General features: G+C 63.0%; 10 protein-coding genes and 1 pseudogene. 3 read left to right on the top strand and 8 right to left on the bottom strand.

What is annotated here, in order from left to right:
- From TZ03_RS27835 to TZ03_RS27845, 3 genes are all read left to right on the top strand, one after another.
- On the top strand, positions 1–1,124 hold a 1,124-nt coding region (locus tag TZ03_RS27835), incomplete at its 5' end, for a TRAP transporter large permease (protein WP_051101529.1).
- Positions 1,125–1,279: 155 nt separating this feature from the next.
- The gene (locus TZ03_RS27840; protein WP_051101530.1) at positions 1,280–2,203 is read left to right on the top strand and encodes an EamA family transporter; all 924 of its coding nucleotides are present in this window, start codon (positions 1,280–1,282) and stop codon (positions 2,201–2,203) included.
- 24 nt (positions 2,204–2,227) lie between these two features.
- On the top strand, positions 2,228–3,097 hold the full coding sequence (locus TZ03_RS27845; protein ID WP_051101531.1) for an aldose 1-epimerase: 870 nt from the start codon (positions 2,228–2,230) through the stop codon (positions 3,095–3,097).
- Positions 3,098–3,136: 39 nt separating this feature from the next.
- Here the strand turns inward: TZ03_RS27845 and TZ03_RS27850 are convergent, their stop codons facing one another.
- From TZ03_RS27850 to TZ03_RS27885, 8 genes and pseudogenes are all read right to left on the bottom strand, one after another.
- Positions 3,137–4,033, bottom strand: coding sequence for a LysR family transcriptional regulator (locus TZ03_RS27850; RefSeq protein ID WP_051101532.1), 897 nt, complete (start codon positions 4,031–4,033; stop codon positions 3,137–3,139).
- A gap of 92 nt (positions 4,034–4,125) precedes the next feature.
- Positions 4,126–6,162 carry a pyridoxamine 5'-phosphate oxidase family protein gene (locus tag TZ03_RS27855; RefSeq protein WP_051101533.1) on the bottom strand — a complete coding sequence of 679 codons (2,037 nt, stop codon included), beginning with the start codon at positions 6,160–6,162 and terminating at the stop codon, positions 4,126–4,128.
- A 27-nt stretch (positions 6,163–6,189) separates the two neighbouring features.
- Positions 6,190–6,819, bottom strand: a complete 630-nt coding sequence (locus TZ03_RS27860) for a glutathione S-transferase family protein (protein ID WP_051101534.1) — start codon at positions 6,817–6,819, stop codon at positions 6,190–6,192.
- A gap of 235 nt (positions 6,820–7,054) precedes the next feature.
- Positions 7,055–7,606 (bottom strand): UPF0149 family protein, encoded by a 552-nt coding sequence (locus TZ03_RS27865; protein WP_051101535.1) that lies wholly within the window; start codon positions 7,604–7,606, stop codon positions 7,055–7,057.
- A gap of 91 nt (positions 7,607–7,697) precedes the next feature.
- A complete protein-coding gene (locus tag TZ03_RS27870; RefSeq protein ID WP_051101536.1) occupies positions 7,698–8,687 on the bottom strand; it encodes an asparaginase in 990 nt (329 codons plus the stop codon).
- Positions 8,684–9,838 (bottom strand): hypothetical protein, encoded by a 1,155-nt coding sequence (locus TZ03_RS27875; protein WP_051101537.1) that lies wholly within the window; start codon positions 9,836–9,838, stop codon positions 8,684–8,686. The genes TZ03_RS27870 and TZ03_RS27875 overlap by 4 nt, the downstream gene beginning before the upstream one ends.
- 10 nt (positions 9,839–9,848) lie before the next feature.
- Positions 9,849–10,745 (bottom strand): nitrilase family protein, encoded by an 897-nt coding sequence (locus TZ03_RS27880; RefSeq protein WP_051101538.1) that lies wholly within the window; start codon positions 10,743–10,745, stop codon positions 9,849–9,851.
- A gap of 145 nt (positions 10,746–10,890) precedes the next feature.
- Positions 10,891–12,137 (bottom strand): annotated as a pseudogene (locus TZ03_RS27885) (FAD-dependent oxidoreductase); the annotation flags it as partial.

Consider the following 12,137-nt stretch of genomic DNA (forward strand, 5'->3'; position numbering starts at 1 on the left):
TCTCGCTGCTGGCCATTCCGTTCTTCGTGCTGGCTGGCGCGATCATGGCCGAAGGCGGTATGTCACGACGGCTGGTGGCCTTCGCCGGGGTGCTGGTGGGCTTCGTGCGCGGCGGGCTGTCGCTGGTCAACATCATGGCCTCGACCTTCTTCGGTGCGATTTCCGGCTCGTCGGTGGCCGACACTGCATCGGTGGGCTCGGTGCTGATCCCGGAGATGGAGCGCAAGGGCTACCCGCGTGAGTTTTCCACTGCCGTCACTGTCAGCGGCTCGGTACAGGCACTGCTGACCCCGCCCAGCCACAACTCGGTGCTGTACTCGCTGGCGGCCGGCGGCACGGTGTCGATTGCCTCGCTGTTCATGGCCGGGGTGATGCCGGGCTTGCTGCTGAGCGCGGTGATGATGGGCCTGTGCCTGTTGTTCGCCAAAAAGCGCAACTACCCCAAGGGCGAAGTGATCCCGCTGCGCCAGGCGCTGAAGATTGCCGGTGAGGCGCTGTGGGGCTTGATGGCCATGGTCATCATCCTCGGTGGCATCCTGTCGGGCGTGTTCACCGCGACCGAGTCGGCGGCGGTGGCCGTGGTGTGGTCGTTCTTCGTGACCATGTTCATCTACCGCGACTACAAATGGCGCGACCTGCCCAAGCTGATGCACCGCACGGTACGGACCATCTCCATCGTGATGATCCTGATCGGCTTTGCTGCCAGCTTCGGCTACGTGATGACGCTGATGCAGATCCCATCGAAGATCACCACGGCATTCCTGACCCTGTCGGACAACCGCTATGTGATCCTGATGTGCATCAACTTCATGCTGTTGCTGCTGGGCACGGTGATGGACATGGCGCCGCTGATCCTGATCCTTACACCGATCCTGCTGCCAGTGATCACCGGTATCGGAGTGGACCCGGTGCAGTTCGGCATGATCATGCTGGTGAACCTGGGGATAGGCTTGATCACACCGCCGGTGGGGGCGGTTCTGTTCGTCGGCTCGGCCGTTGGCAAGGTCAGCATCGAAACGACAGTGAAGGCGTTGCTGCCGTTCTACCTGGCGCTGTTCCTGGTGCTGATGGCGGTGACCTACATTCCGGCCATCTCGCTGTGGCTGCCTAGCGTGGTGTTGTAACTGAAAGCGGGGTCGCTCTGCGACCCATCGCAGGCAAGCCAGCTCCTACAGGGACCGCGCCGCTTTCGAGGCTTGTGTAATACCTGTAGGAGCTGGCTTGCCTGCGATGGGCTGCAAAGCAGCCCCTAGGCCCTACCTGCAAACGGATCCTGCACATGGCTGTTTCCTTACCCTCTTCAAACCTGTTCCCACGAAAACTGGCCATCGCCCTGCTGGCTCTATTGGCCTGCTCATTCGCCGGCAACCACATCGCCGCACGCATCGCCTTCGATGACGGCACCGGCGTATTGCTGGCCATCCTCTGCCGCTCGGGCATCACCTTGCTGGTGCTGGCCGGCCTGCTGTTGTGGCAACGCCAGGCACTGGGCTTGCCCGCCGGCACCCGCCGCTGGCAGTTGCTGCTCGGCCTGCTGATCGCCACCCAGAGCCTGTGCCTGTACTCGGCAGTAGCACGCATTCCGGTGGCCCTGGCACTGCTGGTGGGCAACACCTTTCCGATGCTGCTGGCGCTGCTCACCTGGGCACTGGGCGGCGCACGCCCTACCGGCCGCACCGTGCTGTTCATGGGCCTGATCCTGTGCGGCCTGGTACTGGCGCTGGATGTACCGGCCCGGCTGGCCGACAACGGCGCGGCCAACCCGCACTGGGCGCAGGGCGTCAGCCTGGCCTTCGGCGCCGCCTGTGCCTTCGCCTGCGCCTTGTGGATCACCGACCATAAACTGGCCGCCGTGCGCGGGCCGGTGCGCAGCCTGCTGACCCTGCTGATCGTGTTCTCCAGCATGCTGCTGGCCGGCTTCAGCGGTGTGATGCCGTCCGGCTTGTCGCTGCCGGGCAGCAGCGGCGGCTGGGCGGCCTTGGGCAGCCTGGTAGTGCTGTATGGCCTGGCCTTCACCTTGCTGTTCGTCTGCGTACCGCGGCTGAACATGGCGCAGAACGCGCCGGTGATGAACGTCGAACCCATCGCCACGCTGTTGCTGGGCTGGGCCTTGCTCGACCAGCACCTGAGTACCCTGCAGATACTCGGCGCCGCGGTGGTGGTGTGCGGCATCGTGCTGCTCACCTACCGCCGAGCCAGCTGATTGCCCTTGTGGAAGGAGCCTTGCGTGGCCATGACCGAACTGTACCTGCAGGATCGCCTGACCCGCCTGAGCCTGGCCCCGGAACTGGGCGCCAGCCTGGTCAACTGGGAGCTTAAGGCGACCGGGCAAGCGCTGCTGCGCCATTCCGACGCGGCCGCGCTGGCCAGCGCTACGCCGCGGCGCTTGGCATGCTACCCACTGGCGCCGTGGTCCAACCGCATTGCCGAGGGTGGCTTTGCCCGGCCCGAGGGATGGCAGGCCTTGGTGCCCAACACCGGCCACGATCCCTACCCGATTCATGGCAGCGCCTGGCAGCAGGCCTGGCAGGTGGCCCACCACAGTGAACGACGTGCACGGCTGACGCTGGACAGTGCAGTGCCGTTTGCCTACCAGGCAACACTGGATGTGCACCTGCACGAGGGCTGCCTGAGCCTGGACTTGCATGTGACGCACCTGGATGCACTGGCCACCTGGTACGGGTTGGGGTTGCATCCTTACTTTCCGCGGTATCCCGATACCAGGCTGCATGCAGCAGCAAGCAAGGTATGGCTGGCCGAGGATGGCCGCCTGCCGTCGTACCAGGCCGAGATTCCCGAGCAGTGGTACTTCAAGGCGATGGGGCTTTTGCCGGAGACGGTCGTTGACCACGCCTTCAGTGGCTGGCCGGGGGAGTGCGTGATCGAACAGCCTGGTGCTGGGTATCGGCTGGCGTGCAGTGCCAGCGGGGCTGAGCACTTCTTGCTGTTCTGCCCGCAGGGGGAAGGTTTTTTCTGCTTTGAGCCGGTAAGCCACCCGGTCAATGCGCATCACCTGCCGGGGCGACCGGGGTTGCGGCTGTTGCGGCCGGGGGAGGCGATGAGCCTGGGGTTCAGAATGCAGTATCGGGCGCTGTAAGTGTGTCGCCTGAAACCGGGGCTGCATTGCAGCCCCGGCTCAATCCAACTGCTGGGCGCGCAAATCCTGCGCCAGCATGTCGATGAAGGCCCTGACCTTGGCCGAGCCGTACTTGCTCTCTCGGTGCAGCACATGAATCGGCCAGGGCGCCTCCTCGTACTCGGCCAGGATCACCTGCAACTGCCCATTGGCCAGCTCATCCGCCACCTGGTACGACAGCAGGCGGGCAATCCCCAGCCCACCACTGGCGGCGACGATCGCCCCATCGTTGCTGGTCACCGCCAGCCGTGGCTTCATGCGCACCAGGGTCGGCTCCTCGGTTACCCCGAAGCGCCAGCCAGCCCGGGGCGAAAGGTGGGTGGTGCCGATCACGGCATGCCCAGCCAGGTCCGACGGATGCTTCGGCACGCCATGACGCGCCAGGTATTCGGGGGATGCGCACAACATGCGTCGCACCCTGCCCACCCGCAGCGCTTTCAACCCGGAGTCGGGCAAGGGGCCGATGCGCACGGCAACGTCCATGCCCTCCTCGACCATGTTCACCACGCGGTCGAGGAAATAGGCAGAGACATCGACTTCCGGGTACAGCTGCAGGTAGCGAACGATGCATGGCATGACGAACTTCTTGCCGAACAGGATCGGCGCGGTAACCGCCAGGTCGCCCTTGGGGGTGGCGTTGATACCGGCGGCCGCTTCATTGGCCTCGTGGATGCTGGCGAGGATATGCCGGGTATCCTCCAGATAGCGGCCGCCGGCCTCGGTCAGGCGCACACTGCGGGTGGTGCGCAACAGCAGCTTGACCCCAAGCTGCTCTTCCAGGGCGCTGACCGCGCGGGTGACCGCCGCTGGCGAGATATCCAGGCGTCGGGCCGCGGCGGCGAAGCTCTCCAGTTCGCCTACGGCGACGAACACCTTCATCAGGTGGATCTGGTCCATGCGGGTTCCTGGGGCCATGGGGTGTGCCAGGATTATCACTCATCTGGACGTTTTGTATTGTCTGTACCCGCGAAGAGGCAGGTACAGGCTTATCAGATATCCAGCACCAGCGCCTGAGCCCCTTCCTCCACCCGTGCCGGCACGGCACAACAGATCAGCACCGAACCCGCTTCCGGCAACTCGGCCGGCGGGTTCGGGTAATGCACCTGGCCACTGACCAGCTTGGCCTTGCAGGTACCGCACGAACCACCCCGGCAACTGAACTCCGGCGACAGGCCGCGAGCTTCGGCCAGCTCCAGCAGGGTGCCGCTGCCGGGAGCCCAGCGTGCTTCCTTGGCCGAAGCCGCAAAGTACACTGGTACCGGCGAGCTGGCGGCAGGGGGCTGTTGCAGGGTGGGTTGGTCATCGTCGGTGTGCCGCCGAAGCGTCGAGGGGCCAAAGGCTTCCGCGTGGATCCGCGCATCCGGCACATGCACCCCACGCAGCCCCTCATAGAGGTCCTGGGTAAAGCTGCCCGGGCCGCACAGGTAGAAATCGTAGTCGTCCAGCGCCAGCGTCGCTTTGACCTGCTCGATGCCCAGCCGGCCGGCAAATTCATAATCACGCCCGGCCACGGCATGGTCTTCTGGCTGACTCAAGGCGCGATGCACGCGTAGCAGGCCAGCGGCCTGATGTCGCAAGCTCGCCAGCTCCTGCCGGAACGGCAGGTCGGCCAGGCTGCGCGCGCCGTGGAAAAGATGGATGCGCCGCGCCAGCCCTTTGCTCAACTGTTCGCGCAGCATGGCCAACAGCGGCGTGATGCCCACGCCCGCGCCTATCAGCACAAGCGGCCGCGTGCTCTGCTGATCCAGCGTGAAACTGCCCATGGGCTGACGCACGTTCAGCACATCGCCCGCCACGACGTGCTCATGCAGATGCCGCGAAGCCGGGCCCTGGGCTTTGACGCTGATGCGCAGGTAGCCGTCGGAGGGCGCGCTGGACAGGCTGTAGGTGCGGATCAGCGCGGTTTCGCCGTCGAGCTGGATTTGCACCGGGACATGTTGCCCGGGCGCAAAGGCCACAGCACTATCGGCAGGTGGCTCAAGATAGAACGAGCGAATATCGCGGCTCTCCTGCTCCACCCGCAGCACACGCCAGGCCTGCCATTGGCGCTGCTGCCGGCGTTGCTGCAGGCGCGCTTCGGCCTCGTCCCAGGTGCCGGTCATCAGGCTGGTCGGTGCGTATTCCTTGAACGCCCAGCGCAGGGAAACAGCAGCCGGGCGCCACACCACCTGTTCGACCTCTAGCGTCCATAACCGCTCGGCACCGTCGAAAGCCTGGATGTCTGGGCTGTCCAACAACACTTCGGCATGCCCATGCAGCTGCAGCACGTGGCCGTTGCTGAAGTCGATGAACAACAGCCCTGCCTGCGGGTTGACCAGCAAATTACCCAAGGTGTTGAAGTGCAGGTTGCCGGCATAGTCGGGAATGGTCAGGCGGTTGCCTTCGACCTTGACGAACCCGGGCCGGCCGCCACGGTGGGAGGCATCCACCGAGCGCTGGCCGTCGTCGTGCTCGACATAACTGGCGACGAAGAACGTGTCGGCCGCCTGGATCAGGCTGATGGCGTTGCTATCCAGCGTGCTTGCATCGAAGCGGCCTTGGGCGGGCTCATCGACGCGAATGTAGTCACGCTGCTGAATATACTGCGGGCAATTGCCGAACGACTGCTCCACAGCCACCTGCAGTTGCCCGCCAGCAGCCTGGCGAATCTGCCCATTGATGCGGTTGCGCCGACGAGTGTGCAATTCGATACCCAGCAGGCCGACTGCCTGCCCGGCTGTCAGCCCCGGGGTAGCGGGGTCGTCTGCTGGTAGCGTGGTGTCGATCGTCAGCTGGCGCGGGTCCGGCGAGCTGACGAACCCTTCGGGCCCTTCCAACAGTGTTGCCCAGGGCCTGCCCTGGTCGTCCACGCAGGCGGCGACCATGAACGGCAACTGCTGATAGAAAATACGGTGCTGGTCAGGCATGTAGTCACGAATGACCTTGTGCCCGAACGCCTCCATGCGCTGCGCTACACCGACCTTTTCCTGCAGGGCTTTCTCCCCCGCATGCCAAGGCGAGGGGCGGTGGTCTGGGTTCTGTTGCATGGCGGCGTTCCTCGCGATGGCGTTGTATCAGGCGCTGGTCTGCAGCCCGATCACGGTGCGAGGCATGGGCACGAAGCCCGGCAGCGCCTCGATTCGCGCCAGCCAACTACGCACATTGGCATAAGGCTCCAGCGACACGTTGCCTTCCGGTGCATGGGCGATGTACGAGTAGTTGGCGATGTCGGCGATGGTAGGCGTGCTGCCCGCCAGGAATGGCGTGTTGGCCAGCTCGGCGTCAATCACCTTGAGCAAGGTATGGGCGCGGGCAATGACTTCATCGGTGTTGAACGCGGCACCGAACACAGTCACCAGGCGCGCAGCAGCAGGGCCAAAGGCCAGCGGGCCGGCAGCGACCGATAGCCAGCGTTGCACGCGCGCGGCGGCGGCGGGTTCCTCGGGCAGCCAGGTGCCGTTGTCGTATTTCTTGGCCAGGTACACCAGGATGGCGTTGGAGTCGGCGATCACGGTGCCGTTGTCATCGATGACCGGCACCTGGCCGAACGGGTTGAGGGCCAGGAAGTCCGGTTGCTTGTGCGCACCTTTGGCCAAGTCGACGAACACCAGTTCGGTGGGCAGGTCTAGCAGCGAGAGCATCAGTTCGATGCGGTGGGCATGGCCGGACTTGGGGAAGTTGTAAAGCTTGATCGGGTTCGACATGGGCTTGGCTCCTGGTCAGCACCGGAGTGGGCTGATGGAGCTCATGCTGCACCGGTTCGCCCGGCAGCAGAATCAGTGTGACGGGGAAACCATAATTTCACCGGGCGAAATAATAGTGCTACCTACATCGCTGACAAACCGCCGCCGTCCAATTACGCATGGCGTGGAGCCGATGCGGTCGAGCTGGAAACCGGCTTGCCGGCGATGGCGCCGCCAGCAGCAATGCAAAGGCTGGCTAGTGCAACTGATTGAAGTAGCGGAACAGCCCCCGCGCGGCCTCGATAACCTGCGGCACGCACGCCTGGATATCCGCCTCGCTCATCTGGTCCAGCAGCTCGAAGTTGTCCTCCAGCCCATGCAGCGAAATGGCCTTGAGCAGTTGATCCTGCTCCGGCGGTAGCTCGGCCCAGCCGGCGACCTGGGTGCCGCGCATGTAGCCGAAGCACCATTCTTCCATGACGACCACGCTGCCTGCCTCGCCTTCGCTTTCCTCGAACAGCGGCTCGAACTGGTCGACGTCGTCGCCCAGTTCCTCCGCCACCTGGCTGGCATAGCGCAGCATCAATGCCGTGTAGGCTTCTTCATGCGCCGGCTTCTTGAACTTCGGCACCTTGCCACCGGCCACTGCGGGCAACCATTGCTCCGGGGTGACTGTGACTGGCGAACTGGCCAGTGCAGTGAAGAAACCGTTGAGTTCGGCCAGGTTAAGCACCGAGTAGTCATTGCCGTAGGTGATCAACAGGTCTTCGAGGCGGTCGAGTTCTTTTTCGCTGAGTGCGGGGAGCATGAGGGGACATCCTGGGAAGCAAAAGTGTGTGCACCCTAGCACAGCAACGCCCGAAGGGCTGCCCGCGCGTACAGCTGCGCAGGCAGATTCTTCAGCGTGGCAACCAGCTATGCAGCTGCTGCTGCCTACCGCTGCCGATCAACAGCCACAACAGAATGCGGCACTTGCGCGGGCAGAGCTGCCCGCCCATGTGTACACCTTTGGCCTGCAGGTCAATCTCGCCGCCGGCAAAGCCATAGGTCGTACGGGCGGTAGGACCGCTGCCGGTGCGCGTGGCAACGATCACCGGCAAGGTAGGTGCGAGCTCATCCAGTACTTCGGACCAACTACTGGAAACATGCCCAGCACCAAACCCCGCGATGACCAGCCCTGCGTAGCCCAGCCTAGCCACGGCCTGCAACAGCGCCGTGTCTGCGTCCAGGCATGCTTCCAGCAGTGCAACGCAATGTTCGGTACGCTGCGGTAACGGCAGCACCTGCCGGCGACCAGCCGCTTGTCGATAAACCACAATGCCCTCCACAACCTCGCCCAGCGGGCCACTGCCGGGCGACTCGAATGCCGCCATCGCCAGGCTGGCCGTCTTGCGAACCCTTGCAGCAGCGTGGACTTGATCATTCATCACCACCAGCACGCCGCGCCCACGGCTGCCCTGCGCCAGTGCCACCTGCGCAGCGGCCAGCAGGTTGGCCGGGCCGTCGTTACCCGGCTGGCTGGCCGCGCGCATGGCACCGGTCATCACCAATGGCGCATCGAATGGCCACAGCAAATCGAGGAAATATGCCGTTTCCTCAAGGCTATCGGTGCCTTGGGTCAGTATCACCGCCCGGGCACCACGCTCCACCTCACCCCGGGCCCAGGCCAGCACGTCGAGCAGCGCCGCAAAGCCCAGCGAGGCACTGGCGAGCAGGCCCAAAGTGGCAACTTCAAGCTGTGCCATCTCGCGCAGTTGGGGCACGTTGGCCAGTTGCTCGTCACAGCCCATCTTTGGCCGCACACCACCTCCGGGCGCTCCCGCTTGCATGCTCACCGTACCGCCCAGGCTGGCGATCGACAGCCTGGGCAGGTTTGCTTGCTCATTCATACGCCACCTCCCGCAAGCCAGCCGACCAACGGCACGATCGCCAGTGTGCTGATGGCCATCGACACGACATTGCCGATGTAGCCGTGCATGTACGCCGGCAAGCGCTGGGTAATGGCTACTGCCAGCGGTGGAGCCAGCAGCGCGCCCAGCACGGCACTTGCCACGATCACTTGCCAGTTGCCACCGTGGGTAAGCACAGCGGCCGGGACGATCGAGACGATGGGAATGTAGGTGGGATACCAGCCTCGCACTTGCCACTGACGACGCCAGAACACGACCCCAACCAATGAGGACAATGCCTGCCCGGCGACGATCTGCAACACCAATAGCGAACCGTACGCCGGCGCAGCAGGGGCCAGCACATAAGCCAGGAACACGCCCAGCAGAAGCCCGAGGCTGGCCAGTTCATTACCGAAGAACGGCGCTTCGCTGAAGTCGGCCAGTACACGTCGCAAGGTCCAAACCACACCATGATCTGGTGGGGCTGCAACGGGTTCGAGTGCGCCGGGCTTGTGACTGGGCCGTACCCATGACGGAAAGCGTTTGCACAGCATGAAAGCAAGAAGGCTTGCCACTGCCATGCCACTCACGTTGCCGATCACTACCGGCAACTGCAGGGGGTAACACAGGTAGTTGACCATCAGCAGACTCGCCGGCGTTACCAGCAGCGCCCCCAGCAGTGCACCGGTGATCGTCACCTGCCAGCCTGCGCCAAACAGAAGTACCATGGCTGCCGGCAACGATACGAAGGCAACGAAGGTCGGTTGCCAGGTACCACTGGCCAAGGTCCAGCCCCACAACGCGTGGCTGAGCAGCAGGCCCAACAGCGAACTGGTGAACACCCACGGCCATAGTCCGCTGCCGTAGCAGATGGCAAAGCCCTGCCAGCGATACCCGCGAACATGGGCCCAATGCGCCAGGCACGCGCCCAGCAGCATGCCCAGGGCAGGCAGTTCATGCTTGTAGAAAGCCACCTCGCTGATATCACCGACTATCCAGCGCAAGCGGCTCAGCGGCTGATCCAGCGTCGCCGCCAGTTGCACGTAGTCCGGCCATTGGCCCAAGGCGAGGCTGGCAGCCAGCAGCACCAACAGGCCGGCGAGGATCAACCCGGACGACCGCTGCCGGTTGGGGAAGAGTAGCGTTTTCATGTGCGACTCCTCAGCGCGGCATCGGTGCATGCAGGCGATAGCCAAGGCTCGCATCGTAGAGGTCGGTGCGCCGGTCTCGGGGCAGGTCGTTGAGGCTGTTCCAGATCGGTGCCGAGCGTGCACTGCTGAGGTCGACGTCAGCATAGAGAATGCCCTCCTCCTCTGCACTGGCCACCTCGCCGATGGGCCAGCCATTGGTACCGGCGATCAGTGAACAGCCCAGGAAGCGCCCTCCCCGCTCGCTGCCGATACGGTTCGCGGCGGCGATGTAGACGTTGTTGACGTGCGCTGCCGTCATGGTCAGGTAGGACGCCATGCAGCGCCCTGCCTCATCGAACAGCGGTGGTGGCGTCCACACCCAGTTGTTCAGGCTGCAGATGATATCGGCACCTTGCGCGGCCATCAGCCGCGGCACCTCAGGGAACCAGATATCCCAGCAGATCAGCAGACCGATACGGCCGATCGGCGTCTCGAACACGGGAAAACCCAGGTCGCCAGGGGTGAACCAGAGTTTTTCCTGGTTCCACAGGTGCGCCTTGCGGTAGTGCCCGAGCCGGCCTTCGGGGCCGAACAGTACGGCACTGTCGTAGAGTTTCAGGCCGTCGCGTTCGGCGAAACCCGCAGCCAGATAGACCTGATGCTCCCTGGCGAAATCTGCCCAGGCCTTGAGGCTGCAACCTTCCTGCAGCGTCTCGGCATGGGCATAGGCCTCGGCACGAGAGTGGAAGGTGTAGCCAGTGTTGGCCAACTCGGGCAGCACGATCAGGTTGGCACCTTCACGCACTGCGCGCCTGGCCAGTGCCAAGCCTCTGCTCAGGTTGCCGTCGCAGTGTTGGAGCCCTACCTGGGGGTCGTACTGGATGACGGCGATACGTACAGGGCTGACAGGGGTGCAGTGTTCAGACATGGCGGCTTCCTTTTTATGGTTGTTTTGGAAGGGCGCCAGTAGAGCGGGGTTGGGCTAGGGAGTGACAGTCGGGGAGTTCCTATGGAGCAGAAGGACAAGAGAGGTATTGAAGTAGGAAACCTCCCACAAAAACTCCCAGACGCCGCTATTTCCCAACTTGATAATGTGGGTAATGCTCTAGGGTAAAGCCACCATTGAACTCTGCAGATGTGCGGTTGCAGAGATTGATGACCGCATCAAGCGCCGTGCGTAAACAGGGCTCGGTCCAGCCAGCGTCAACGGAGAAGGACTCTCCAGCCAGATACACCCCCGATTTGGCACTCAGATCACGGTTGTATTTCATCAGGCTGACTGCATCGTAATAGGTGCCTGCCCGATACAGCTTTGCGCAACCGAGCGCATTGCGATCCGTCATCCAGCGCTGTATGCGAATGTTTCGGGTATCGATGTAAGGCGATATGGCTTCAGCCACATTGCTGCAGCGCAGCAGGATCCGATCGAGTTCCGCCACACATTTCTTTGCCAGTTCGTCATCAGACAATGCCGCCAGCTTCGTAGCATCGTCTTCCCAGGTGTAGCTGAGCAGAATGCAGTCATCGGCATAACTGTCGTTGTACCGATAGGCATACACATCGTGGACAAAACTGTCGGTGACCAAGATTTGCGGCAATGGCGACTCGCGGTCCAGGAAGCCTTTCTTGAGCGGCGCGTAGATCTTGCAGCTGGTCTCCCAATGGGCATGCTTCCAGGCATCCATGATCGCCTGCGGCAGTACCTGACGACTGAAACCGTCGAGACGGATGTTGGTTTCAATCAACCAGGAAGGGGTGGTCAAGATCACACTGTCGTAATCTTCGTATTGGAGGCTTCCATGCACGGGGTCACTGCAGCGCCAACGATATCCGACCCGTACACGACCATCTTCCAGCTTTTGCAGGGAACAGACCGAGGCATCCGTCAGTAGCCCATCATCTCGTTGCAGCAGGTGATCATATAGCGAGGTACCGTACATCCCGTCGTCCAGGAACATAAGGCTTTCGTCCATCGCCGCAAGCCCGAGATAAGCTGGCCCCTGAAACATCAGCCCTTTACTGTCAGGCACACTGCTAGCTTCCAGATGCGGGGCAGCGTACGGCATACCGTCCTGATCAACACGCCCATGAAAAATACTGCTGTACGCAGTGGGTACAAGCAGCAGACGTCATAAAACGCTCCCCAGCTGCCATCACCAATCCCGATTGCATAAAAGATGGCCGACTCATCGTTACTCATGCCTAAGCCGCCAAAATCACCAGGGTTTGCGGGATCCCAAGCAGTAAGAGTGGGCAAATGCACCAGCTCTCTAAACGACAATCTGTGATAGCGTTCGACGATAGCCGACCACATCGATTC

Origin of the sequence: Pseudomonas sp. 10-1B (assembly GCF_000935045.1) — a bacterium.
Taxonomy (GTDB): Bacteria; Pseudomonadota; Gammaproteobacteria; order Pseudomonadales; family Pseudomonadaceae; genus Aquipseudomonas.

Coding starts and splice junctions, on each gene's coding strand:
- TZ03_RS27840 (WP_051101530.1), top strand. CDS start 1,280: ATGGCTGTTTCCTTACCCTCTTCAAACCTGTTCCCACGAAAACTGGCC.
- TZ03_RS27850 (WP_051101532.1), bottom strand. CDS start 4,033: ATGGACCAGATCCACCTGATGAAGGTGTTCGTCGCCGTAGGCGAACTG.
- TZ03_RS27855 (WP_051101533.1), bottom strand. CDS start 6,162: ATGCAACAGAACCCAGACCACCGCCCCTCGCCTTGGCATGCGGGGGAG.
- TZ03_RS27860 (WP_051101534.1), bottom strand. CDS start 6,819: ATGTCGAACCCGATCAAGCTTTACAACTTCCCCAAGTCCGGCCATGCC.
- TZ03_RS27865 (WP_051101535.1), bottom strand. CDS start 7,606: ATGCTCCCCGCACTCAGCGAAAAAGAACTCGACCGCCTCGAAGACCTG.
- TZ03_RS27870 (WP_051101536.1), bottom strand. CDS start 8,687: ATGAATGAGCAAGCAAACCTGCCCAGGCTGTCGATCGCCAGCCTGGGC.
- TZ03_RS27875 (WP_051101537.1), bottom strand. CDS start 9,838: ATGAAAACGCTACTCTTCCCCAACCGGCAGCGGTCGTCCGGGTTGATC.
- TZ03_RS27880 (WP_051101538.1), bottom strand. CDS start 10,745: ATGTCTGAACACTGCACCCCTGTCAGCCCTGTACGTATCGCCGTCATC.